This window comes from Microthrixaceae bacterium (assembly GCA_023957975.1).
Classification (GTDB): Bacteria; Actinomycetota; Acidimicrobiia; order Acidimicrobiales; family Microtrichaceae; genus JAMLGM01.
This window is the reverse complement of sequence record JAMLGM010000001.1, coordinates 1-23,996: the sequence shown is the minus strand read 5'-3', so window position 1 is coordinate 23,996 and position 23,996 is coordinate 1. Positions and strand designations below refer to the sequence as shown.

Annotated in this window: 22 protein-coding genes and 1 pseudogene; 10 read left to right on the top strand and 13 right to left on the bottom strand. The window is 65.4% G+C overall.

Annotated elements, in window-relative coordinates; translation table 11 throughout:
* Positions 1-136 precede the first annotated feature (136 nt).
* Positions 137-376 (top strand): annotated as a pseudogene (locus M9952_00115) (hypothetical protein).
* Positions 373-699: a type II toxin-antitoxin system PemK/MazF family toxin gene (locus tag M9952_00110; protein ID MCO5311335.1), complete on the top strand. Its 327-nt coding sequence runs from the start codon at positions 373-375 to the stop codon at positions 697-699. The pseudogene M9952_00115 and the gene M9952_00110 overlap by 4 nt, the downstream one beginning before the upstream one ends.
* Positions 700-986: 287 nt before the next feature.
* Here the strand turns inward: M9952_00110 and M9952_00105 are convergent, their stop codons facing one another.
* Positions 987-1,976 (bottom strand): oxidoreductase, encoded by a 990-nt coding sequence (locus tag M9952_00105; protein ID MCO5311334.1) that lies wholly within the window; start codon positions 1,974-1,976, stop codon positions 987-989.
* A gap of 59 nt (positions 1,977-2,035) precedes the next feature.
* Here M9952_00105 and M9952_00100 point away from each other — a divergent pair, with 59 nt between their 5' ends.
* Entirely contained in the window at positions 2,036-2,818 is a 783-nt protein-coding gene (locus tag M9952_00100) for an SDR family oxidoreductase (GenBank protein MCO5311333.1), read from the top strand.
* A gap of 103 nt (positions 2,819-2,921) precedes the next feature.
* Here the strand turns inward: M9952_00100 and M9952_00095 are convergent, their stop codons facing one another.
* The 6 genes from M9952_00095 to M9952_00070 all read right to left on the bottom strand — a co-directional run bounded on the left by M9952_00095 (position 2,922) and on the right by M9952_00070 (position 10,241).
* Complete coding sequence (locus M9952_00095; protein ID MCO5311332.1) at positions 2,922-4,475, bottom strand: acyl--CoA ligase; 1,554 nt, start codon at positions 4,473-4,475, stop codon at positions 2,922-2,924.
* A gap of 3 nt (positions 4,476-4,478) precedes the next feature.
* Entirely contained in the window at positions 4,479-5,246 is a 768-nt protein-coding gene (locus M9952_00090; GenBank protein ID MCO5311331.1) for a class II aldolase/adducin family protein, read from the bottom strand.
* 48 nt (positions 5,247-5,294) lie between these two features.
* Positions 5,295-5,612: an antibiotic biosynthesis monooxygenase gene (locus M9952_00085; GenBank protein MCO5311330.1), complete on the bottom strand. Its 318-nt coding sequence runs from the start codon at positions 5,610-5,612 to the stop codon at positions 5,295-5,297.
* A gap of 68 nt (positions 5,613-5,680) precedes the next feature.
* Positions 5,681-6,886, bottom strand: a complete 1,206-nt coding sequence (locus tag M9952_00080; protein ID MCO5311329.1) for a MaoC family dehydratase N-terminal domain-containing protein — start codon at positions 6,884-6,886, stop codon at positions 5,681-5,683.
* Between the two features lie 11 nt (positions 6,887-6,897).
* Positions 6,898-8,604 (bottom strand): acyl--CoA ligase, encoded by a 1,707-nt coding sequence (locus M9952_00075; protein ID MCO5311328.1) that lies wholly within the window; start codon positions 8,602-8,604, stop codon positions 6,898-6,900.
* On the bottom strand, positions 8,601-10,241 hold the full coding sequence (locus M9952_00070; GenBank protein ID MCO5311327.1) for an NAD(P)/FAD-dependent oxidoreductase: 1,641 nt from the start codon (positions 10,239-10,241) through the stop codon (positions 8,601-8,603). Before M9952_00070 ends, M9952_00075 begins: the two co-directional genes overlap by 4 nt.
* Positions 10,242-10,303: 62 nt before the next feature.
* On the opposite strand from M9952_00070, the gene M9952_00065 reads away from it, so the two are divergent.
* The 4 genes from M9952_00065 (at position 10,304) to M9952_00050 (ending at position 14,785) form a co-directional block, all read left to right on the top strand.
* Positions 10,304-11,452 carry an acyl-CoA dehydrogenase family protein gene (locus tag M9952_00065; protein MCO5311326.1) on the top strand — a complete coding sequence of 383 codons (1,149 nt, stop codon included), beginning with the start codon at positions 10,304-10,306 and terminating at the stop codon, positions 11,450-11,452.
* Positions 11,453-12,209: 757 nt separating this feature from the next.
* Positions 12,210-13,295 carry an IS630 family transposase gene (locus M9952_00060; GenBank protein ID MCO5311325.1) on the top strand — a complete coding sequence of 362 codons (1,086 nt, stop codon included), beginning with the start codon at positions 12,210-12,212 and terminating at the stop codon, positions 13,293-13,295.
* 175 nt (positions 13,296-13,470) lie between these two features.
* Positions 13,471-13,929: a transposase gene (locus M9952_00055; GenBank protein MCO5311324.1), complete on the top strand. Its 459-nt coding sequence runs from the start codon at positions 13,471-13,473 to the stop codon at positions 13,927-13,929.
* A 16-nt stretch (positions 13,930-13,945) separates the two neighbouring features.
* Positions 13,946-14,785: a transposase gene (locus tag M9952_00050; protein ID MCO5311323.1), complete on the top strand. Its 840-nt coding sequence runs from the start codon at positions 13,946-13,948 to the stop codon at positions 14,783-14,785.
* A 52-nt stretch (positions 14,786-14,837) separates the two neighbouring features.
* Here the strand turns inward: M9952_00050 and M9952_00045 are convergent.
* A protein-coding gene (locus M9952_00045) for an IS3 family transposase (protein ID MCO5311322.1) occupies positions 14,838-15,955 on the bottom strand; the annotation gives its coding sequence in 2 pieces (ribosomal slippage) (positions 14,838-15,754 and positions 15,754-15,955; 1,119 coding nt in all).
* The gene (locus tag M9952_00040; protein ID MCO5311321.1) at positions 15,880-17,040 is read right to left on the bottom strand and encodes a thiamine pyrophosphate-dependent dehydrogenase E1 component subunit alpha; all 1,161 of its coding nucleotides are present in this window, start codon (positions 17,038-17,040) and stop codon (positions 15,880-15,882) included. The genes M9952_00045 and M9952_00040 overlap by 76 nt, the downstream gene beginning before the upstream one ends.
* Between M9952_00040 and M9952_00035 the strand changes: the two genes are divergently transcribed.
* The 3 genes from M9952_00035 to M9952_00025 are packed head-to-tail and all read left to right on the top strand — an operon-like array spanning position 17,039 to position 19,349.
* Positions 17,039-17,950 carry an SDR family oxidoreductase gene (locus M9952_00035; GenBank protein MCO5311320.1) on the top strand — a complete coding sequence of 304 codons (912 nt, stop codon included), beginning with the start codon at positions 17,039-17,041 and terminating at the stop codon, positions 17,948-17,950. The genes M9952_00040 and M9952_00035 overlap by 2 nt on opposite strands.
* Positions 17,947-18,765 (top strand): SDR family oxidoreductase, encoded by an 819-nt coding sequence (locus M9952_00030; GenBank protein ID MCO5311319.1) that lies wholly within the window; start codon positions 17,947-17,949, stop codon positions 18,763-18,765. Before M9952_00035 ends, M9952_00030 begins: the two co-directional genes overlap by 4 nt.
* Complete coding sequence (locus M9952_00025) at positions 18,762-19,349, top strand: carboxymuconolactone decarboxylase family protein (protein MCO5311318.1); 588 nt, start codon at positions 18,762-18,764, stop codon at positions 19,347-19,349. Before M9952_00030 ends, M9952_00025 begins: the two co-directional genes overlap by 4 nt.
* A gap of 167 nt (positions 19,350-19,516) precedes the next feature.
* Here the strand turns inward: M9952_00025 and M9952_00020 are convergent, their stop codons facing one another.
* From M9952_00020 to M9952_00005, 4 genes are all read right to left on the bottom strand, one after another.
* Positions 19,517-20,326, bottom strand: coding sequence for a hypothetical protein (locus tag M9952_00020; GenBank protein MCO5311317.1), 810 nt, complete (start codon positions 20,324-20,326; stop codon positions 19,517-19,519).
* A 113-nt stretch (positions 20,327-20,439) separates the two neighbouring features.
* Positions 20,440-21,279: a TauD/TfdA family dioxygenase gene (locus tag M9952_00015; GenBank protein MCO5311316.1), complete on the bottom strand. Its 840-nt coding sequence runs from the start codon at positions 21,277-21,279 to the stop codon at positions 20,440-20,442.
* A gap of 89 nt (positions 21,280-21,368) precedes the next feature.
* Positions 21,369-23,021 (bottom strand): glutamine--tRNA ligase/YqeY domain fusion protein, encoded by a 1,653-nt coding sequence (locus M9952_00010; GenBank protein ID MCO5311315.1) that lies wholly within the window; start codon positions 23,019-23,021, stop codon positions 21,369-21,371.
* 153 nt (positions 23,022-23,174) lie between these two features.
* On the bottom strand, positions 23,175-23,771 hold the full coding sequence (locus M9952_00005) for an IPT/TIG domain-containing protein (protein MCO5311314.1): 597 nt from the start codon (positions 23,769-23,771) through the stop codon (positions 23,175-23,177).
* Positions 23,772-23,996 lie beyond the last annotated feature (225 nt).

Sequence of the window (23,996 nt, the reverse complement as noted above, 5' to 3'; positions counted from 1 at the left end):
CGAACGCCTATCAGCCCAACAGTGCTCCTGCGCTTGCGGAACAACCCATTCTGCGCCATCGCCTCCGACGAGATCGCCAGCGAGCACCGTGGCACTTCCGTGGCATAGTCGTGGCATAGTCGTGCCATACTTGCGAATGGCCCGAATCCGCATCAGCACCACCGTTGACGCCGACCTCCTCACCGACGCTCGGCGCCTTCGTAGCGATTCAACCGACTCGAAGCTGATCGACGCTGCGCTCGCCGCGCTTCTCGCAGCCGAGAGACGCGCGACGATCGACGCCGAATATGCCAAGGCCTACGAGAACCACCCCATCGGTGAACCGGACGACTGGGGTGATCTCGAGTCGTTCCGCAACGCCGTCGCTTCGACATGACCGCCTTTCCTCGACGTGGTGATCTCTGGTGGTGTGAACACCCGGAGATCGGTCGGCGACCAGTCGTTGTGTTGTCTCGCGATGTCGCCATTCCACGACTGGGGCGAGCTCTCATCGCCCCGTGCACGACGACGGTCCGCGGTCTACCAAGCGAGGTCGTCCTCGAACCAGGCGATGATCCGATCGAACGCAGGTGTGCAGTGAATCTCGACTCCGTCGAGTCGGTATCGCTCGCCCTGTTGGTTCAGCGGATTGGCTCGCTCAGCGGCGACCGAATGCACGGAATCTGCGAGGCACTCGCAGTCGCCACCGATTGCCGGTGAGCCGGGCCCACCTCACCCCCTCCCGCCGCGCACCCAAGTTGGTTCAGCGCGAGAACGTTCGCGAGAGCATCGCTTTCGCCAAGGCCTGTCTGTGGGGCATGTAGCGCCGCGGCGGCCGCTTCGAGTCGGCGCAGAACCTCGTCCGACAGCTCGATCGCCACGGACATGACCCGAGTGTAAGGAGCCCCGTCAGTTCGACGGAACCGGTAATCGCCGCTTCAGTCCGCACCGTCAAGCCACACAAGCGCCGACGATCCAATCAATCCGCTCCGGCGCCGGCCAACGAATCAGGCGACTTCGAACACGACGCGTCCGCGCACCTTTCCGTCGAGAATGTCCTGGGCCAACGCCGGAGCGTCGGACAGCGGATGGGTGACGGTCAGCGAGTCGAGCAGATCGAGGGGAAGGTCCGTCGCCAGACGTCGCCAGGCCTCGTGGCGCAACTCAAGCGGGGCCATCACGCTGTCGACGCCGAGCAGGCTGACACCGCGCAGGATGAACGGCGCCACCGATGTGGGCAGGTCCATGCCCTGCGCCAACCCGCACGCCGCGACCGTGCCGCCGTAGCGGGTCTGTGCCAACACGTTCGCGAGGGTGTGACTGCCGACGCTGTCGACCGCGGCCCCCCAGCGTTCCTTACCCATCGGACGCCCAGGCTCGGAGAGTTCGGAACGGTCGATGATCTGTGTCGCACCGAGCGACATCAGGTATTCGCCCTCGGATTCGGCACGGCCACTCGATGCGATGACCTCATAGCCTCGGGCCGCGAGGATAGCGATCGCCACGCTGCCGACACCCCCCGCAGCACCGGTCACCAGGACAGGTCCCGACGCTGGTCGCACCCCGCGGCTCTCCAGTGCCATGACACACAACATCGCGGTGTAACCGGCAGTGCCGATCGCCATCGACTGGCTCGGGGTGATGCCCTCGGGCAGTGCGACGAGCCACTCACCCGGCACTCTCGCCAACTCCGCGTAGCCGCCCAGGTGGGTCTCGCCGACACCCCAACCGTTCAGCACGACCGTGTCACCCTCCTCGAATGCCGAGTTGGACGAGTCGCGCACGGTTCCGACGAAGTCGATGCCGGGAATCATTGGCCAGCGACGAACGACCGGCGACGATCCGGTGATCGCCAGACCGTCTTTGAAGTTGAGCGACGAGTGCGACACCTCGACGGTGACGTCGCCTTCCATCAGGTCGGTCTCGTCGACCTCGGCCCATGCGAGGGACTGGCCGTCGTCGGTCTTGGACAGGAGAAACGCGTTGAATGAAGCCACGGGAAGCACGTTAGCGAAAACCGAGAACCAAAGTTGTACCGGTCGGTACGATGATTTCCATGAGCGAACTCAACAGCCCCGCGGCGCACGGAGCCGACGGCCCCCGACGGCGGGCGATCATCACCGGGGGCAGCAGCGGCATCGGGTTGGCGACCGGGGCCGAACTGGTCCGCCGGGGCTACGACGTCGTCCTCACCGCTCGACGCGCCGATGTGCTCGCCGAGGCCGCCGAATCGATCGGTGCGCGATGGGTGGCGGGTGACTGCGCGGATCCCGAGCAGTTCGCGGCGGTCGTCGCCGAAGCTGGAACCGTCGACCTGCTCGTACACGCCGCCGGCGTCATGCAGGGAACCTTCGTGCGCAAGGAATCGCTCGCCACGTTCGAATCGGTGCTGCGTATCAACCTCACCTCGGCCTTCGTGGTGACCCACGCCGCGCTGTCGGCGATGGGTGCCGGGGGTCGCATCGTCATGTTGTCCTCGAGTTCCGCTCACGCACCCCAGCCCGGCAAATCCGCATACTCGGCGTCGAAGGCCGGGCTGAACGCGTTCGCCGCGGCGCTCGCCAAGGAGGTGGAGCGAGACGGCATCGCCGTGCACGTCGTAACGACCGGACCGGTGGCGACCCCCATGCTCGACGACGTCCACTTCCCGATGATGACCCTGCGCACCTCCGATGTGGTCGACACGATCGCCTGGCTCGACACCCTGGCCCCCAACGTCGTGTTGCCCGAGATCGAGGTGTCCTCGGTGGCGACCGGCCCCTTCGCTCCCGAACCGTTCGTCCCCGAGGCCGCCGCCAAACTCGGCCGCACCGAGATCGGCCGCGCTGAGATCGGGTAACGCCTATGCCCACAGTTCAACTGTGGGCAAAGGCGTTCGACAGGTGGCCGGATTTACCCACAGTTGAACTGTGGGCGCGACAGATGAACTGTGGGCGCGCCATTCACTCGCCCGAGGTCGCGAGGAGAGCGGGCAGCTCGGTGCGCACGATCTTGCCCATCGCGTTTCGGGGAAACGAGTCGATGACGACGATCCGCTCGGGCACCTTGTACTTGGCGAGTTGCGAGGCGCACCAGGCTCGGGCAGCCTCGCCGTCGAAGCCATCGCCAATCTCGGCGGACACCTCGACGAGCGCGACGACCCGCTCCCCCAGCCGCTCGTCGGGCACGCTGATCACCGCCGAGGCCGCAACCCCGTCGATCTCCTGCAACACCCGCTCGACCTCGGCCGGGTACACGTTCGCACCGCCCCGAATGATGACGAGCTTCTTGCGGTCGCGCAGGTGGAGATAGCCCGCCTCGTCGAAGAACCCGACGTCACCGGTGTGTAGGACCCCGCCCGCCAACGTCTCCGCGGTGGCCTCGGGCCGGCGCCAGTACTCGAGCATCAGCCGGTAGCGATCGTCCCCCGCCGCTGGCCCGACGCACACCTCACCGGTCTCCCCCGCCGCGACCTCATCGCCGGCCTCATCTCGGATCGTCACCGCCAGATGCGGCAACGGCCGACCGCTCGCCCCCTCAACCCGGCCGACCTTGCCATCGAGCGCCGCGGCCTCGATCGGGTCGATGGACACCACGGTCGGCGCCTCGGTCAGCCCATAGGTGCTCAACACCCGATGGCCGAACTTCGCTTCGTACGCGTCGAGGATCGTCGCTGGACAGTCCGCTCCCCCGGTCCAGGCCTCGCGCAACGACCCCAAATCGCTCGCCGCTACCGAGTCCATCGAGGCCAGCGAATGCAACAACGCGGGCGGCCCATTCCACAACGTGGCCGCCTCGTCGCGGATCCACTCGGCCACCCCTTCGGCGTCGATGCGATCCATGAGAATCGTCGTGCCGCCGGCCCTCGCCGCCAACAGCGTGGTCAGCACGGTCATGTTGAGGATCGTGAACGGGAAACAGTCGGCCTTGCGCAGCGTCGAGTCGTACCCCCGGCTCTCCACCAGCACCGTCGCCGGCACGAGCAGCCCCCGCTGGCTGTGCACCACACCCTTCGGCCGCCCCGTCGTCCCACTCGTGTAGGCGATGCCCGCCGGCGCGAGCGGGTCGACCTCGATCCCAACAGCGTCATCCGACGCCCCCGCCACGAGCGATTGCCACTCGCCGAGCGACAGCGTCATCCCGCCGACGGCACCAGCGCCACCGCCACCAGCCCCAGCGCCTCCGGCGTTCTCGCAGATGAACACCGCCGCCTCGGTGTCGTCGAGTTGGAACTGCTTCTCCGGCACGGCGAGGGCACGGTTGATGCCCAACCACACGGCCCCGGCCCGCATCGCACCGTGGAAGGCCACCACCACATCGACGTCGTTCGGCAGCGACGCCGCCACCCGGTCGCCGGGGCGCACCCCACACGACACCAGCGCCCGGGCGGCACGATTCGCGGCGGCGTCCAAGTCGGCGTAGCTCAGTCGAGCCGACCGCGTCACCAACGCCTCGCGACCCGGGTCGGTCGCGAGCACGTCGTCGAGCGCCCGTGCGATCGACCACGAAACAGCCATCGCCTACTCCTCCAAGAAGTCGGGTTGTTCGGTCACGATCCAGTCATAGAGCGGCTGGAACGAATACCACCCCGACATCGGATGTCCGATCATCGACGCTGTGGCCGCCGCCTGCTCGTGGGGAATCGGCACCGGAACGCCGGCCGCCTCGGCGAGCAGTTGGGCCTGACACGACCGTTCCATCGTGATGAACCACCACGCCGCCTCGTCCACGGTCGCCCCGACGGTCAACAGCCCGTGGTTCGCGAGGATCGCCGCCTTGTGCGAACCCAAGGCGGCGGCGATGCGATCGCCCTCGTCGTGTTCGAACACCACACCCCCGTAGTCGTCGAACACCGCATGGTCGCCGTAGAACGCGCACGCATCCTGGGTGAGTGGCAGCAGCGGCTGGCGAAGGGTCGACAGCGTCTTGCCGTAGATCGAATGCGAATGCGCCGCCGCCACCACGTCGGGGCGCGCCTCGTGAATGTGCGAGTGGATCATGAACGCCGCCTTGTTCACCCGCCAGGTGCCGTGCACGACCTCGCCCGCGGCGTTCACCAACAACAGGTCGCGCACCCGGATGCGCTTGAAGTTCATCGCCAGCGGGTTAACCCAGAAGTGATCGGTCAACTCCGGATCGCGGGCGGTGATGTGGCCCGCCGCCCCCTCGTCGAACCCAAAGGCCCCGAAGAGACGAAACGCCGCGGCGAGACGTTGCTTGCGATGACGCCGCTCCTCCTCGACCGTGTCGAAGGTCGGAAACGTCGGCTGTTGGCGGTCGCTGGTCATGGGCGCACCTCCCTCGGACATGGTCTCATCGTCGAACGTGCCACGGCGCTAGGAGGCCTCGCCGGCGAGCGACCAGCCCTCCCCCGGCCCCTCCATGTGGATGATCTCGGGGATGGCGGCGCACCAGCGGGCCATCTCGCCACTCGCCTTGGCGAAGTGCTCCGACGCGGTGTGCGCGTCGCCGGCGGCCTTGTCGGCGAACACCTCGACGAGGATCCACAGGTTCGGATCCTCCGGGCTGCGATACCAGTCGAAGGAGATGTTGCCCGGCTCGGCGCGGGTGGCCTCGGTGTACTCGCGCACGAGTTCGGGCCAGTCGTCCGCGTACTTGGCACGGACGGGTTGTTTGACGACGACGAGAATCATGATTCGCTCCTGGTTCGGTGGGGTTTGACGGGCAAGGCATTGACGGGCGCTGCTCAGGAAAGTGCTGCTCAGGACAGTGTGTCGGTGCTTGGCAACTCGACCTCGACGGTGGCCTTGGCCATCACCGTCTCGTCCTGGTTGCGCAACTCGACAGCGACCTTCACGCGGTGACGGCCTCGGCGCAGGATCTCCTTGCCGATCACCTCACCCGACAGGAACGTGGCGTCGCCGGTGAAGGCCGGGTTGCGGTACTGCGAGGTGGCGTGGGTGACAAAGCCCCACTCCCCGGCCCACGCCGCCACATAGTCGATGATCCACGCACCCATCGACGCCCCGTAGCCGTAGCCACGCGGCATGCCGACGTGTTGAGCCCAGCGAGGCTGCAGGTGCCCCCGCGACGGTCCGTAGTAGGCGCCGTCGGTGAGTTCGGGGTTGGTGCGTTCCATTCGCCGGTCGCCTTCAAAGCCCGCCATCTCCTTGGTGTAACCGAGCTCCTCGGCCCGCACGGTGGTCGGGCCCTTCGCCGTCGCACCCCACGTCGTCATGGGAAACGCCCGCCACTCGGTGGTGAAACTGGCGAGGGAATGGGGGCCCAACACGTTCGGGGCGAGCATGTCGCCGACGCTCACCGACTCATAGGTGCGCGGGTCGTGGCGCAGCGTCTGGATCTGATCGATGAACCAACCCTTGATCTCGTCGAGCTCCGCGAGTTTCGCATCGCTCCATTCGGGTTCCTTCGGCTCGGAGAACAGCTTCTTCTCCTTCGCCTCACGCACCTGATAGCGAATCGCCGTCGAACGCTGCAGCGCCACCCGCTCGCCGCGCTGGTTGATGTAGAGGGTGTCGCCGCGCTGGAAACACGTCGGCCCGGCGAACTTGGTGTCGGACACCTTGTAGTCGTACGGCATCCGGTGACAGACCATGTGATCGCCCGGCCAGATCCGCGGCCCGAAGAACCACCAGTCGTCGCCACCGAAGATCAGGTGACTGTTGGGAATCTTGCCGACCTGCGCAGGAGAACACCCGTGACTGGTGTCGGTGGCGACCGTCATCGGCTGCGGCGCCACGATGGTTCCGAAACGGCTTTCGGCCGCCCAGCGCTCGTCGTAGTGCAGGGGGTTCGGGTAGTGCATCGCCTGCACCCACCGCCGGATGTCGTTGAGCGCGACCGGCTCCTTCAACTCGCCCGGCTCCATCGGCACGCCCATGTGGCGGTCGAGATCGCTGGTGTCGAGGGTCGGCTGGTCCTGTGAGGTCTGGTCCTGTGATGTCATGAGGTCTCCATTCAACGTTCGGTCGGTGCGGGTTCGGTCGGTGCTGGCTCGCCGGCGAGGCGTTCGGCGGCGACGCGTTCGGCGATGAGTGAACGCAACTCGGCGTCGCGGACCTTGGTGCCACTCGAGGTGAGGGGGATCTCGCCGGCGTCGAAGATCAGCACCCGCCGCGGAACCTTGTAGGTGGCGATCCGTTCACGAAGGAACGAGGTGACGTCGTGCGCGGTGAGCGTGGCGCCGTCGGCCACCTCGACACAGGCGACGGCGATCTGGTCGAGACGTTCGTCGTCGACGCCGATCACGCGGGCGAGTTTCACCCCCGCGCACGCCCGCAACGCCACCTCGATTTCGGCCGGGGAGATGTTGGCGCCGCCGGACTTGATCATCTCCGTGGCACGGCCGTCGTAGTGCAGCTCACCGGCGGAGTCGAGGTGGCCGCTGTCGCCGGTGTGGAAAAACCCATCCGCGTCGAAGCACTCTGCGGGGTCGCGGCCGAGGTACCCGAGCATCACCGTCGACCCCCGCACCGTGATCTCGCCGACCTCGCCGACATCGAGCGCGTCGCCGGTCTCGAAGGAGGAGATCCGCACCTCGATTCCCGGCAGCAACCCCCCGACCGACCGCTTCATGGCGTCACGACCAGCGTCACTGCGATGACCCGACACGAACGCGCAGGTCTCCGAAAGTCCGTATCCCACCGGCATCGTCCAGCCGGTGTCGCCGTCGACCGATGGATGCCGGGCGAACACCGACTTGCCGAACACACAACGCAGCGAGGACAGATCGGCGTACGGCCAGTGCGGGTGCTCGGCGAGCGCCGCTCCCTGGTGGGGCATGGCGTAGGGCTCGGTGACGCGCTCGCGGCCCATCAACGCGAGCGCCTCGCCAGCCTCGAAGGTCTCCTGCGCGACCCAACACCCACCGGCCGCGAGGGTGGCGCCGACAGCGGTGTTGAACCCGGCGGTCCAAAACAGCGGCAACGCCGTCCACATGCGGGTCTGTTGTGTGCGCCCGAAGATCTGCGCCTGCACCCAGAATTGTTGGCTGGGCGCCCGGTTGGTGTGCAGCATCGCCTTGGGTCGGCTCGTGGTGCCGGAACTGAAGATGACCAGGCCGGGGTCCTCGGGTTTCACCACCGCCAGTCGAGCGTCGAGTCCCTCCGACCCGACAGCGTCGCCCGTGGCGAGAAACTCGGCCCAGCCAGGCTCGCCCACCACCTCGACGCGACGCAGCCCAGGCACCCGGGGCTGCAATGCGCAGAGGTCGTCGCCGAAACTCCGGGCGAGCAGCCGGGGCTGGGTCACCACGACCGAGACTCCCGAGATCTCGAGCATCGCCTGCAGTTCCGGCGGCGGAGCGAAGGTCGACATCGGCACCGCGACCGCACCGATCATGGCCGCGGCGAAAATCGACTCGATCGCCTCGGGGCGATTGCCCATGACGACGCCGACGAACTCGCCGGGTTCAACACCGGCGGCGACGAGGGCGGCGGCGATGCGACGGGTTCGCTCCCACACCTGCGCATAGGTGAGGCGCACGGTCGCAACGCCGGCGTCGTGGTCGGTCAGCGGGTCGTCGAACACGATCGCCTCGTTGGTGGCGAATCGTTCGGTGACCTCGCGAAGGAATCCCCCAAGGGTGAGCGCGCCAATGCCCTCGACGCTCTCAAGCGACGGGCCGCTCAACACTCCTCGGGACACCTCCGCGGCCGGGCTCATCGCTCCGAGGACTCCGCAGCAGTCGAGAAGTCGAAGGCGGCGAAGTCGGTGTTGTGCACGCGTTCGATCTCCTTGAACAGCTTCGGCCGACCTCCGGAGTTCAGCAGGTACTTCACCGGCTTGCCCGCAATGTTGGTGCCGAAGAAGTAGCTCTTCTCCCCGAACGGTGCGGCCACCGCCCCCCGATCCACCATGTCGGTCCAACGCCGTTCGGCATCGGCGCCGACCTCGATCACGTCGAATCCGTGGTCGCGGGCGTGGACCAACAAGTCGATGACGAAGTCGACCTGATCGCCGTTGTAGCGAGGGTTGTTTCCCGCCGCGGCGTGCGGACCACCCGGGAAATAGAAGTTGGGGAACCGGCTGGTCTGCACGCCGAGGAAGGTCGTCGGGCCGTCGGCCCAATGCTCGGTGAGTGCCACCCCGTCACGCCCGACGACGCCGAGGCGATTGAGCGCGCCGGTGCCGAAGTCGAATCCGGTCGCCCAGATGATCACGTCGAGTTCGACGAGCCCCTCGGTGGTCTCGATGCCCGTCTCGGTCACCCGAACGATGGGCGTGGCCCGCAGGTCGACGATCGACACCTTCGGATCGTTGAACGTCTCGTAGTAGTCGGTGACGAAGGGCGGACGCTTCTCGCCGTAGCGATGGTCGGTGGGAACGAGTTTGTCGGCTTTGGCGGGGTCGGTGACGATCGAACGCACCTTGGCCTCGATGAAGTCGCACCAGGCCCGATTCGCCGCCTCGTCGAACAACAGGTCGAGGTAGTTCGACGACATCTTCGAAAAGCCCGGACTCGCCCACATCTTTTCGAAGAACGCCTGGCGTTGGGCGTCGGTGTCGTCGAAGGCATTGCGGTCATGGGGTTCGTGCAGGAAGCCGGCGATCGAGGTGTTGAGCACCTCGCGCATCTCCTCGAAATTCGCCCGCAGTTCGGCCTGTTCGGCGGCGGTGATCGGCGAGTTGTTGAGCGGGGTGCACCAGTTGGGGCTGCGCTGATACACCGTGAGCGAGGCGACCTCGGGCGCGATGACCGGGATGATCTGCACGCCGCTTGACCCCGTGCCGATCACCGCCACCCGCTTGTCGACGAGATCTACCGGCTCGGCGGGCCACAATCCGGTGTGATACGACTCGCCCGCGAAGTCCTCGCGGCCCTCGACGTCTGGGTAGAAGGGCACCGACAACACGCCCGTGGCGGCGACGACATGGCGAGCGGTGCGCCTCGAACCGTCGCCGAAGGTGACGACCCATCGTGCGCCGGCCTCGTCCCACACCGCCGAAGCAACCCGGGTGCCGAAGCGAATGTGACGGCGCAGATCGAAACGATCGACAACGTGGTTCAGGTAGCGCTCGGTCTCGCCCTGCTCGGCGAAATGCTCGCTCCACTCCCACTCCTCGAACAGTTCCTGCGAGAACAGGTAGGCGTAGGTGTAGCTCTCCGAGTCGAACCGGGCGCCCGGGTAGCGGTTCCAGAACCACGTCCCGCCGACCCCGGAGCCGGCCTCGACGATCTCGGCGCTGAACCCGCACTCGAGTGCCCGGTAGAGCTGGTAGATGCCCGTGACCCCGGCGCCGACGATGAGCACGTCGACATCGACACCTCGGTCGGACGGTTCAAGATCGTTTGGTTGCATGTCGCGTCCCCCGGCACAGCCATTCCCCCGAATTTTTTGTACCGACCGGTTAGTATACAAATGTGGACTTCGAGCTGACGGAAGCAGAACGCGAACTTGCACATCTGTGCCGGGATTTCGCACGCAACGAGATCGCCCCACGGGCACCCGAGGCCTGGGAGGCGGCGGTGTGTCCCACCGATCTCCTGCGGGAAATGGGCGAACTCGGCCTGCTCGGAATGTTGATTCCCGAACGCTGGGGCGGCATCGAGATGACCACGGTCGGGTTCGTCGCAGCGATGGAACAGATCGGCCACGCGGACCAGTCGGTCGCCGCGGCCTGGCAGGCCCACGTCACGATCGGCTCGTTGCCGCTGCTGTTGTTCGGCAACGACGACCAGCGCGAACGGTGGTTACGCCCCCTCGCCGAAGGCACCGCGCTCGGGGCGTTCGGCCTGACCGAACCCGATGCCGGCTCCGACGCCCGCGGTATCCGCACCCGTGCCGAACGTGTCGATGGCGGCTGGCTCATCAACGGCGCCAAGACGTTCATCTCCAACGCCGGCACCGACATGAGCTTCGGGGTGACCCTGTTGGCACGCACCGGCTCCGACGACAACGCGATGTTCGCCAGCTTCGTCGTCGAGAAGGACACTCCGGGGTTCACGATGGGACCCAAGATGCGCGGCATCGGCTGGAAGGGACTCGACACCCGAGAACTCTTCTTCGACAACGTGTTCGTGCCCGACGATCACCTCATCGGCGACCCCGAGATGGGGCTCAGCCAGTTCCTCAGCGCCCTCGAAGTCGGACGCATCTCCATCGCCGCCCTGTCGCTCAGCCTCACGCAGGCGGTGTTGGACATGGCCGTCGACTACGCACATCAACGCCAACAATTCGGCCAACCGATCGCCAAGTTCCAGGCCATTCAGTTCAAGCTCGCCGACATCGCTACCGAACTCGAAGCGGCCCGGTGGCTGACCTACCGGGCGGCGGCGTTACGCGACGCTGGCAAGCCGTTCCTGAAAGAGGCGTCGATGGCGAAACTCAAGGCGAGTCGCCTGGCAATGTCGGCGGCATCGGAGGCCGTGCAGATCCACGGCGGACTCGGCTACATGCTCGAATCGCCCGTCGCCCGCTTCTACTGCGACGCCAAGGTGCTCGAAATCGGCGAAGGTACGAACGAGATCCAACACATGGTCATCGGCCGAACCCTCACCCCCAGCGCATAGATACCTAAGGGCGGCGATTCGCCTACATCCGCGCACGTCAGGCGCCCCACCTCCAGTCCGCCCGTGTTGCCCCTCGCGCGACAGTGCCGGCAATCATGCCGGGACCGTGCACCCACCGCTGAAACTCACCGTCTCTACGAAACTTTGACATGTCCGGAGTACTTTCGTTCCCGGATTCGCCTACGATAGCAGCGTCCTATGACAGCGACCCGCCAAAGCCAACAGATCACTCCGCCCATGCCGCCAAAACTCACATCAGGCTCAATATTCGCTGCAGTCTTCGTCATCGCTCTAGTGATTCCGCTACTAGCCTTAGTAGGCTTCGCAATCTCGTACAATAGAGATCTACAAGAAGCATTTGGCGAGTGCAGCATTACGGCCGTAGGGGAGCGGTATCGAGCCACGAATCAGGTGGAGCCGGATCAACTACCAAATGGGCAAGTTGGCCAAGTCTATAGATCTACATCTGGTTGCATTCCCACTGATATATCGCTAATCCCTCCTCGGAAGTAGCGAGTTCATTTCCCCCGCAGACACACATGCTGCTATGGACAACTCCAGGGACCCACGGCTGTGGCGCGCCAATCAGCTGCACGCCACAGCTGACCAAATGCACCTCAGCACGCCACTTCCGCCAGCTGGCTCACGGAAACTGCTTGCAGCCGCAACCGCGAAGTCCAGCACCTTAGTGGTTCGTCGCTGAAATAGCGAATCGGGTTAGTGTGGTGGGGTGCCGGTAGAGATCGCTGCCCCGTTGATGGTGTCACCCGAGGATCGGGCCGAGTTGGAACGGATGGCGGTGTCGTCGTCGTTGCCGTATCGGGTGGTGGTGCAGTCCTCGGCGTTGTTGTTGGCTGCTGATGGCGAGTCGAACGGGGCGATCGCGCGGGCGTGCGGGACCACGACGGTGACGGTACGCCGGTGGCGTACCAAGTTCGAGGCTGACGGGATCGCTGCGGTCGGGTCGATCGCGAAAGGTCGGGGCCGCAAACCTGAGATCGCGCAGGAAACGATCGACGCGATCGTTTCCGACACGTTGCACACGGTCCCTGATGATGGATCGACGCAGTGGTCGACTCGAACGATGGCGCAGCGTCACGGGGTTGGTAAAGACACCGTGGCGCGGGTGTGGCGGGCGCGGAAGTTGCGGCCGTGGCGGGTCGATACGTTCAAGTTGTCGAACGATCCCGAGTTCGAGAAGAAGCTGGTTGATGTCGTCGGGTTGTATCTGAACCCGCCCGAGCGGGCGGTGGTGTTCAGTTTCGATGAAAAGACCCAGTGTCAGGCGTTGGACCGAACTCAACCGTCGTTGCCGATGGTGGCGGGGCGGGGCCGCACGATGACCCATGACTACAAGCGGAACGGCACGACTGATCTGTTCGCCGCGTTGAACGTTGGGACCGGCGAGGTGCTCTACGACACCCGCAAGACCCACACCGGCCAGGATGTGTTGGCCTTTTTCAAGTGGATCGATCTGCACGTCCCGCGTCACCTCGAGGTGCATGTGGTGTTGGACAACCTGTCCGCGCACAAGTCCGAACCGGTCAGGCGCTGGTTGGCGAAGCCGGCGCAGAAGCGGTGGCATCTGCATTTCACGCCGACCTCGGCGTCGTGGCTGAACTTGGTCGAGGGCTGGTTCGCGCAGCTCACGAACAAGCGGTTGCGGACCGGAAGCTTCAACAGCGTCGCAGCTCTGGTCGAGGCGATCGATGTGTGGGTTTCACACTGGAACGACGACCCCAAACCGTTCGTCTGGGTCAAGACCGCGGAAGAGATCATCGCCAAGGTCCAGCGAGGCCGCGCCGCACTGACCCAGACGATCAATTCCGCGACACACCATTAGCCCTGGTTCTTCGCGGGGTTGATATGGGTTGAGGGACTCGAAACGCGACAAGTGCCCCTCCGGTGGGCTTTTCTGGGTGTTGCGAAACATCGAGAAGGCCGATCGAGGGAGCACTTGCCAGGTGAACGCTAACAGCACACGCAAGATCAAGGTAGAGGCGGGCGGAACTGGTGTCGTGGCTCATGTCGGGTTACACGCGTTGGGGGCGTTCGCTGATCGGATCGGACTCGGCACAGCGTTGTCGGCTGCGGTGACCTATCGGGGCCGCGGGACTCCTGGTCATGATCGGGGCAAAGTGCTGGTGCAGACAGCGTTGACGCTCGCCGGGGGCGGCGAAACATGTTGCGATGTCGAACACCTCGGAGTCAGCCCAGCGTTGTTCGGCGATGTTCCCTCAGACACGACCGTGTCTCGCACGCTCTCGGGAATCGACGCGTCAGACCGGACCGATATCGCTGCTGTACTGGCGCCGTTGCGTGAACGGGTATGGACCCAAGCGGGTATCGCAACGTCCGGGCCGGTGATGTTGGATATCGACGCGTCGTTGATCGAGATCCACTCGGAGAACAAACAGAACACTGCTGCAACGTTCAAGGGCGGGTTCGGGTTCCACCCAATGGTTCGCATTCGCTGACGGCACTGGTGAATGCTTGGCCGCGGTCCTGCGACCGGGCAACGCCGGCGCGAACACCGTCACCGACCACATCACAGTGTTGGACGCTGCGATCAACCAGCTCCCCACCAGGATCGCTGTCGGTCACCATGTCGACGACGACCCGGACCTGACCGTACGCCAAGTCGTAGTACGAGCGGACTCTGCTGGATGCACGAAAGGGTTCCTGGCCGCGTGTCGGGAACGCAACATCGGGTTCTACGTGACCGCCCGATCCAACGAAGGCGTGACAGAAGCAATCAGCGATTCGATCGGTGTTGACGCCTGGATCCCTGCACTCGACCGCAACGGCGAGCCACGCTGCGATGGTGCCGCGGTGTGTGAACTCACCTCGTTGATCGACGACGACAAGCTACCGGACCGAACACGGCTGATCGTGCGACGCGAACCCCTCCACCCCGGCGCGCAACGATCCTTGTTCCCGTCCTTCGAGTACCGGTACTGGGGGTTCTACACCGACCAACCCGGCGACCCCATCGAGTTGGACGCGACGATGCGCGCGCACGCACACGTCGAACAACACATTCAACGGTTGAAAGACTCCGGACTGTGCCGGTTCCCGTTTCGTGACTTCGACTCCAACCAGGCATGGCTCCAAACCGTCTGCCTCGCCGCGGATCTCGTGCGCTGGTTCCAACTCGTGTGCCTGCCCACCAGCTGGGCTGACACGCGCCCAAAGAAACTCCGCTGGACCCTGTTCCACACGCCAGGCCGCCTCATCCGCACCGCTCGCCAAAGCATCGTGCGCATCATCGACACCTGGCCCACCGCCGAAGTCCTCACCCACGCCTACCAACACATCGCTCTACTCGCCTGACACGCCACCGACTGGGCTGTGTCAAGTTTTGTAGACGGTCTCTTTGTGGATTTCAGGCCGCGGTTGCGGTCCGGGCGTAGTAGTCGGCGCGGGTCTCGACGGGGGTGCGGTAGCCGAGCGCTGAATGAAGCCGGCGGCGGTTGTAGAACACCTCGATGTACTGCATCACGGCGAATCTCGCCTTCCGCCGGGTGGGGAAGGCGTGCCGGTAGTACATCTCGTTCTTGAGCATCGAGAACCACGATTCCGCGACAGCGTTGTCCCAGCACACCCCCGTCCGCCCGACCGACAAACGAACTCCGAAAGCCTTCGCGAGTTTGGCGTAATCGTCAGAGGTGTACTGGCTTCCGCGATCCGAGTGGAACAGGGCGCCCGGCTCGATGCGCCCGTGGGTGCGGGCCATCTTCAGGGCATCGGTGATCAGTTCGGTGCGCATATGGTCGGCCATCGACCAGCCCACCACCTCTCGGTTGAACAAGTCGATCACCGTCGCCAGATACAGCCATCCTTCCCCGGTGCGCAAGTAGGTGATGTCACCAACGAAGCGGACACCGGGCCGGTCGGCGGTGAAGTCCCGCTTGAGCAGATCGGGACGATCGACGGCATCTTCAGCGGGGATCGTGGTGCGCTTGCGGGTGTGGGGCTGGACCCCGAAGATCCCCAGTTCCCGCATGATCTTGCGCACCAGGCCCTCCGACGCCGCGACACCCTGACGGGCCAGCTCGGCGAGCACCCGCCGGAACCCGTTGACACCGTTCGAGTCGTCGTGGATCTTCTTGATCCGCTCGGTCAACTCCGCTCGCCGCGTCGCCATCGGTGACAGCAAGCCCAGACGCTTCGCCCACGCGTAGTAGCCAGCGCGTGAAACCCCGAGCAGTCGTGTCATCAACTCGATCGTGAAGGTGGCCTTCTGCGCGTGTATCAGCGTGAACTTCTCGCTCACCGCTGCTCCCTCGCGAAGAAGGCCGCCGCTTTTTTCAAGAACGCGTTCTCCTCGGCCAGCCGCCGGTTCTCCGCCTCCAGTCGAGCGATCCGCGCCGCTTCCACCGGCATCGGCGCGATCTCCGAGTCCGGGTGCTGCGCCCGGTACGCCTTCACCCAATACCCGAGCGAACTCTCATTGACCTCCAGCTCCCTGGCGACCTGCGCGATCGGCCGGTCACCAGCCACGACGAGTTGGACCGCGTCGGCCTTGAACTCATCGGTGAACTTCCTGCGATTCGTAGACATATCGTCCTGTCATTCCTTCCTGGTAACGACCGTCTACAAGAAGTGTCACACCCCACCTCGTCGATCCTCGGGCGCTCGCGCACCACGAAGTCGCGCAACGACTCCAACGGCGGCACCGGCATCGCCCGAGCCGTAACGATCGCCGAGTCGAGTTCTGCTGCGACCTCGACATCGATTCGGTCGATGTCGTCACTCGCAGTGCCGGAATCGACCAGACGACGATGGGCGACCACGAGCGGATCGCGATCCTTGGCGGCCTCCACTTCCTCGGGGGTGCGGTATCGCTCGGGATCTCCCTCGTAGTGGCCGTGCCAGCGATAGGTGGTCGCCTCCACGATCACCGGTCCAGCACCCGTGCGGACCGATTCGACGATTCCGCCCATCGCCTCGGCCACGCCGACGACGTCGTTTCCGTCGATCGCCGTGAACCCCACCCCATAGCCGGCGGCACGGCTCGACAGTGGCGCTGCGTGCTGGGCTTCGGCTGGCGAGAATTCGGCGTACCCGTTGTTCTCGCAGAAGAACACGACCGGCAGTTCCCAGACCGCCGCCAGGTTCACCGCCTCGTGAAAGGCTCCCTGAGCGACCGCACCGTCGCCGAAGAACGCGACGACCACCGCATCGTCGGCCCGCAGCTGGGCCGCGGTGGCCGCACCCGCGGCGATGGGCAGGCCAGCGGCGACGATGCCGTTCGCTCCGAAGATCCCCAGGTTCGGATCGGCAATGTGCATCGACCCGCCTCGACCTCGATTGGTGCCGCCGTCGCGACCCATCAGTTCGGCGAACATCGCCGTCGGATCGAGCCCCTTGGCCAGGCAGTGGGCGTGACCGCGATGGGTGGAGGTGATGACGTCGTCGCTCCGCAGCGCCCAGCACGCACCGACCGCGGTGGCCTCCTGGCCGATCGACAGGTGGACGAACCCCGGCACCTCACCGTTGCGGTAGAGCACCGAGACGCGCTGTTCGAAGCCGCGGATCACCGCCATGCGTCGATACATCTCGAGAAGTTCATCGTTGCCGGCCATGAGCGGTTATCGTACCGGTCGGTACAAGATCCTGGGGGCGAATCGGGATCCGAACTTTCTGGGGGACGCCGTGGGCGACACATCCGAGGCAGCACAGGTCGAGGCGGCACAGGTCGAGGCGGCACAGGTCGAGGCGGCACAGATCGAGATTCCGGCGACGTGGCCCAACCCAGGCGACGTCGCGGGAAGGCGGGTCGTGCTGACCGGTGCGAGCCGTGGCCTTGGCCGCCTCCTTGCCCATGGGTTCTCCTCCGCGGGAGCCAAACTCACACTGGTGGCACGAACCCGCCACGACCTCGTCGCCCTCGCCAGCGAATTACCCGGCCCCTCGATCATCGTGGTGGGTGACGTCTCCGACGAAGAGGTCAACGAACGCATTGCCGCAGACACGATCGCCGAATGGGGCGGACTCGACGTGTGGATCTCCAACGCCGGAATCTCCCCCGTCGTCGCCGATGCCCGCTCGGTTGATCTGGAGACCTGGCGACAGGTGCTCGAGGTCAACCTCACCTCGGCCTTTCTCGGCGCCCGAGCAGCCGCGAAGGTGATGCAACCCGGTGGTCGGATCGTGTTCACCGGTTCGGTCCTCGGCGAACGATCGGCACGTGGACTCGGCGCCTACGGGGCCTCCAAGGCGGGACTCGTCGCCCTCGCCAAGAGCCTGGCCCTCGATTTCGCCGATGAGGGAATCACGGTGAACGTCGTCGCCCCCGGATGGTTCGACTCCCCGCTCGCCGAGGGATGGAAGAAGAATCCCAAGCTCGCCGACCGGGTCCTCAGCCACACGGCCCAACACCGCTGGGGGGCCAACACCGACCTGGTCGGGGCCTATCAGTTCCTCGCCTCGGACGCCTCGGCGTTCATCACCGGCACCGTCATCAACGTCGACGGAGGGTATCTCCTCGTATGACCAGCAACTCTGACTCTGACTCTGACTCTGACTCTGACTCTGACACTGACTCGACCCCGACCCCGAACTCGGCTCGACGCACCGTCGTCATCACCGGAGCGGGCGGCTCGCTCGGCGCCGCGCTCGCCACCCACTTCGCCGCCGACCCGGCGACAAACCTCGTCTTGAGCGACCTCAGCGACGCCTCCCTCAGCGCAACCCTCGACGCCATTGAGGCCACAGGTGACTCCGTCAACCTCGCCACCCGGCTCGCGGATGTCAGCGAACCGGCCGCCGTGCAGGCGGTGGTCGATCTCGCGCTCGAACGCTTTGGCGCCGTCGACGCCATGATCTCCAACGCCGGGGTGCTGTCGCCCAACGGTCGGATCCACAACCTGACGCCCGAAGACTGGCAACGGGCCTTCAACGTCAACGTCATGGGGGCGGTCAACGCCATCTCCGCGGTCGTGCCCTCGATGCGCGAGCGGCGATCCGGCTCGATCATCCTGACCGCATCGGTGTCGGGGCTGACCGCATGGTCTCACGCCGCGCCGTACTGTGCGACCAAGGCGGCGGTCATCCAACTCGCCAAGGTTGCGGCGGTCGAATACAGCCGCGACAACATCCGGGTGAACTGCGTGTGCCCCGGAACGTTTCGCTCAGCGATCCACGAACAATTGCCCCAACAGGCCATCGACACCATCGCCGCGAAACACCCGCTCGGACTCGGCACCGCCGCGGATCTCGTCGGGGCCTATGACTATCTGGCAAGTGACGCGTCCCGATGGCAAACCGGCTCGGCGGTCGTCGTCGACGGAGGATATTCAGCACCATGACCGACGACCTCAACCCTCGCATCGCTCCCCTGCCGCCGCAACGCTGGCCTCGGGAGATGAAAGACGCCCTCGCTCCGCTCAGCGCCGAACGCTACGGGCGACCTCCCCAGCCGCCCGGTCGGCCCAAGGGGCTCAACGTGTTGGGAACCTTCGCCCATCACCCGACGCTGGCCGCGGCGTTCATGCAATTCAACGCGCACGTCATGCACACCACGACCCTCACCGAGCGCCAGCGTGAACTCGTCGTGTTGCGGGTCGCCACGGTGTACCACTGCGACTACGAGTGGGCCCAACACGAGATCATCGCCGGCGACTTCGACATCACCGCCGACGACCTCGACCGCATCGCCGCCGGACCAGACGCCCCCGGTTGGTCGCCGTTCGACTCGGCGCTGTTGCGGGCCGTCGACGAACTGGTGGCCGACGCGCAGATGGGCGAGGACACCTACGCTGCGTTACGCCGGGAGTTCGACGAACAACAGGTGCTCGACCTCGTCTTCACTGTCGGCGCGTATGGGGTCCTCGCCATGGCGCTCAACGTGTGCGGCACCCCGCTCGACGACGACCTGCGCCCACCCGCCTGACCCGCGCCCGCCCCACTGCCGCGCCCGCGCCCACCCGCCACAGCCGTTCTGTAGGTAATCGCGGTTGCCATGACCACCGCGATTACCTACAGAACCGCGCAACGCCAGCCCGGCCCAATGCCAGAACGGCCCAATGCCAGAACGGCCCAACGCCAGAACACGACCGCTCAGGACGAGGCGCGTGCGGCGAGATCCGTTGCGAGGTACGCGGCCCGGGTGCGCGTCCATGGCTGGGCAGACTCCGGGTCGTACTCACTCGGCAAGGCGACACCCTCGGGCACCCCAGCGTCGAGGCCGGCGGAGCGAACGTTCATGAGGCAGCGGCCGACGTGATCGGCGAAGCACAGCACACCCGCCGTGCCGATCTCGACCCCATCGCCGGCCGCCGCAGCGAGCGCCTTATCGAGGACGCCCTTGGTGCTCAGGTAGACGATCTGGCCGTTCTCGTCGACGTCGGGGCGAATGGAGGTGACGCGCTCGACGCCGCTGTTCACGAGGAGGTCGCCGACTTCGAACTGCGCGTAGATCGGCACCCCGTGTTCGGTTGCGAACTCTTTCGCCGCAGCGGCCAGCTGTTCGTTCGGCGGCCCGGCGATCACCGACCCGTCGGCCGCTTCCCGGTACCCGAAGGAGAACACGATGATCGCGTCGACCGATTCAGCGGGGATGGGCTTGGGACGGTAGGTCAACACACCGCTCGTCGCTGCATCCTCGCCGACGCGGTCGATCAACTGCTGACGGCCTTCCTCGCCTAATCCGGCGAACACCTCCGCGGCGAGCTGGGCGTCCTGAAACTCGTCGGCGAGCCGAGCCTGGATCGCAGCGCCGGGCGCGAGCGGCGCATCGGTCGCCTCTGACACCGAATCGCCCGAACCACGGCTCTGTGTCGTCGAGGTCGCCTCGGGGCGGGCAGTCGAGGCCGGCGATGTCGCCGCCTCACCGCCGCCACACGCAACCAGTGTTGACAGCGCAGCCATCACCACGGCCGTGACGCAACGACCGGCGGTCGGCCCAGCCAAGACGGTTCTGTAGGTACTTTCTGTTGCCACAGCAACAGAAAGTACCTACAAAACGCGAGATTGAGGCGGGCTTAGGCCGGCTGCTCGCCGCGGAGCGTGATGCGGTGCATCATGCGGCGGAACCCGTGGTAGTCGTTCACCGGGTTGTGCATGGCGCAGCGGTTGTCCCACATGGCGATTGATCCCGGCTTCCACACGAACCGGCAAGTGAACTCGGGACGCACCTGGTGTTGGAACAGGAACTCCAACAGCGGGCGGCTCTCCTCAACGGTCATCGCGTCGAAGCGTTCGGTGTGGGCGACGTTGACATACAGCGATTTGCGGCCCGTCTCCGGATGGGTGCGCACCACCGGGTGCACCGCCTCATACAGCGGAACCTCGTCATCGTCGTCGTGCGATTCGCGGTAGCGGTCCTCGCGGGTCTTGGAGACATCGGCCAACGCCGAGCTGTTCACCGCCTTCAACGGATCGAGCAACTCGCGCATCGCTGGTGACAGCGCCTCGTACGCGTCGTACATGTTGGCGAACATCGTGTCGCCGCCATAGGGCGGGATCTCACGGGCAACGAGCATTGTCGCCATGGGCGGTTCGTCGTTGTAGGTGCCGTCGCTGTGCCAGATTCCGCCGAAATTCACCGTTTCATCGGCCTCCTTGAGCACCGAGATGATCTCGGGAAAGCCGTCGATTCCGGGAACGAACTTGTACTCGACCGGTTCGCCGATCGTGCGGGCGAACCCAAGGAACTGTTCCGGGGTGAGCGGCTGATCGCGGAAGAACAGCACCAAGTGCTCGAGCCATGCGGCCCGGATGGCGGCGACCGTGCCGCTGTCCAGCTCGGCGCCGAGGTCAACTCCAGAGATCTCAGCGCCGAGCGATCCCGCCACCGGCGTAACGGTCACGACGTCGTTCATCAGCAGCCTCCCGTACTTACCCGGTCGAAGAATATCGATCTCGCGAACGAGAACGCAATTCTCGCACCGTCTCCTGAGGGCCAGGCGCCCTACTTCTTCTGCTTCTGGATATTCGCCCACTCGTCGCGCAACCCCACCGTGCGATGGAACACGCTCGGATCGTCGAGGTCGGCCGCGAAATATCCGAGTCGTTCGAACTGCACGACTTCCCCGGGCGCGATCTCCCCCAGTGCCGGCTCGACACGTGCGGAGGTGGTCACGCGGCTGTTCGGATCGAGGTCGTCGAGCACATCACCGGTCTCAGAACCCGGATGTGCCGCTCGGAACAGGCGCTCGTAACGATGCACCGTCGCCTCGACGGCGTGGGGTCGTGACACCCAGTGCATCGTCGATTTCACCTTGCGGCCATCGGGGGCGTTGCCGCCCTTGGTCTCGGGGTCGTAGGTGGCGAGCACCTCGATGATGTTTCCGTCGTCATCGGTGACGGCCTCGGTCGCGGTCACGAAATAGGCGTTGCGAAGGCGCACCTCACGGCCGGGGGTGAGGCGGAAGTACTTCGGCGGCGGGTCGGCCATGAAGTCCTCCTGTTCGATCCACAACTCACCCGTGAACGGAACCGACCGGGTGCCCGCGGCCGGGTCCTCGGGATTGTTGACGACGTCCATCCACTCGACGTGACCCTCGGGCCAGTTGGTGATGGTCAACTTGAGCGGCTCGACCACCGCCATGCGTCGCAGGGCATGGGTGTTGTGGTGCGTGCGCACGAAGGACTCGAGCAGTTCGATCTCGACGACCGAGTTCGTCTTGGCCACCGAGATGTGATCGGTGAACGCCCGGATCGCCTCAGCCGGATAGCCGCGGCGGCGCAGCCCCCGAACCGTCGGCATACGGGCGTCGTCCCAACCCTGCACCGCGCCGGTGTCGACGAGGGTCTTGAGCGTGCGCTTCGACAGCACCGTGTGGGTGAGGTTCAGGCGAGCGAACTCGGTCTGCTCGGGCCGGTGCGAAGGAAGGGCGATGTGGTCGAGACACCAGTCGTAGAGCGGACGATGCTCGGCGAACTCCAGGGTGCAGATCGAGTGCGTCGTGCCTTCGATGGCATCGGATTGGCCGTGTGCCCAGTCGTAGGTCGGATAGATCGACCAACGGTCCTCGGTACGGTGATGGGCCACCTTGCGGATGCGGTACAGGACCGGATCGCGCAGCCACATGTTGTCGGCCTGCATGTCGATCTTGGCGCGAAGCACCCGCTCGCCCTCGCCGAACGCTCCGTCGCGCATCTGGCGAAACAACCCGAGGTTCTCCTCCACCGAGCGGTCACGATGGGGACTCTCGATTCCCGGTTGGCCGAAACCGCCGCGCTGGGCCGAGATAGTTTCCTTGTCCTGGTCATCGACATAGGCGAGCCCCTGGCGCACCAGTTCCTCGGCCCATTCATAGAGCTGCTCGAAGTAGTCGGAGGCGAACTTCGGCGGCCCCGACGGGGTGACGCCGAGCCAGGCCAGGTCCTCTTGGATGGCGTCGACGTAGGACACGTCTTCGGTTTCGGGATTGGTGTCGTCGAAACGCAGGAAGCACTGGCCGCCGAACTCCTCCGCGATCCCGAAGTTCAGGTAGATCGACTTGGCATGGCCGATGTGCAGGAAGCCGTTCGGCTCCGGCGGAAAACGGGTCTGCACGACACCGCCGTACCTTCCGGAATCGATGTCGGCCTGCACTTTCTCACGAACGAAGTCGGACATGGCCGCCACGCTATCGGCTTCGGGGCATCGGCCCGACCCGGACAAACGACCGCGCGGCGCCGAACTCTCGCCCAAAAAGGCGACTTGGTCGTCGGTCTTGATGACCGACGACCAAGTTCATCAGCTCTGTGCCGACGTTGAATCGCCGAAGAATCAGGGCGCCGTGACAGTGAAGGTCTGGGGAACGCTGGTCCCGCCCCACGTGTTGACGGTGACCGCGTAGTCGCCGGCGACGAACGGGTCTGCCTCCAAGGGGGGTGTGAACCCGAGCGCCGGCACCGTGAACGTGATGCTGGTCGGGCTCGATGCGGTCACCTCCACCGGAAATGCGTTGAAGTTCACCTCTGGGGTATCGCCCAGGTTGTCGAAGGTACCGGTCCACGTGATGGAATCTCCGGGCGCACCCGTAAGTGGGCCGGACGCATAGACCGGCAAGGGCACGGGCACCGTCGAGGTCGTGGTCGAGGTCGAGGTGGTGGACGTCGAGGTCGAGGTGGTGGACGTCGTGGTCGGCGCCGGCTTGGTCGGAAGGGTTCCGATCGTCACGTTCTTGCCGGAGGAGATGTCAACGAACTCCTGGGCGGTCATCGTGGGGACCCACTCGCCCTTGTCGCAGTAGAGGACCCAGTGGCCGTCGGTTCCCCACGGATCGCCTGCGGGGTTGCATGATCCCCACAGGGCTTGGTCGGTGATGCAGGCGCTGGCGAGCATGGTGACGGATGCGGCGGTAATCGCGAGAGAGCGTTTCATAAGGTCCATGCTAGGCCGCAGAAATCGGGTTTCCGCGCCATCCAGGTGGAAAATTCTCGTGAATGTGACCAATTACCAGAAATGTCACCACGCATGACACATGCAAGATCACGAGGTATCAAATCTGAGTCATTCGCCTCAATTAGCCGTATTCCTCCCGCCGCCAAAACGCGACGGTCGGGGGGGGGGGGGGGGGGGAGCACCCCCCCCCCCCCCCCCGGGGCG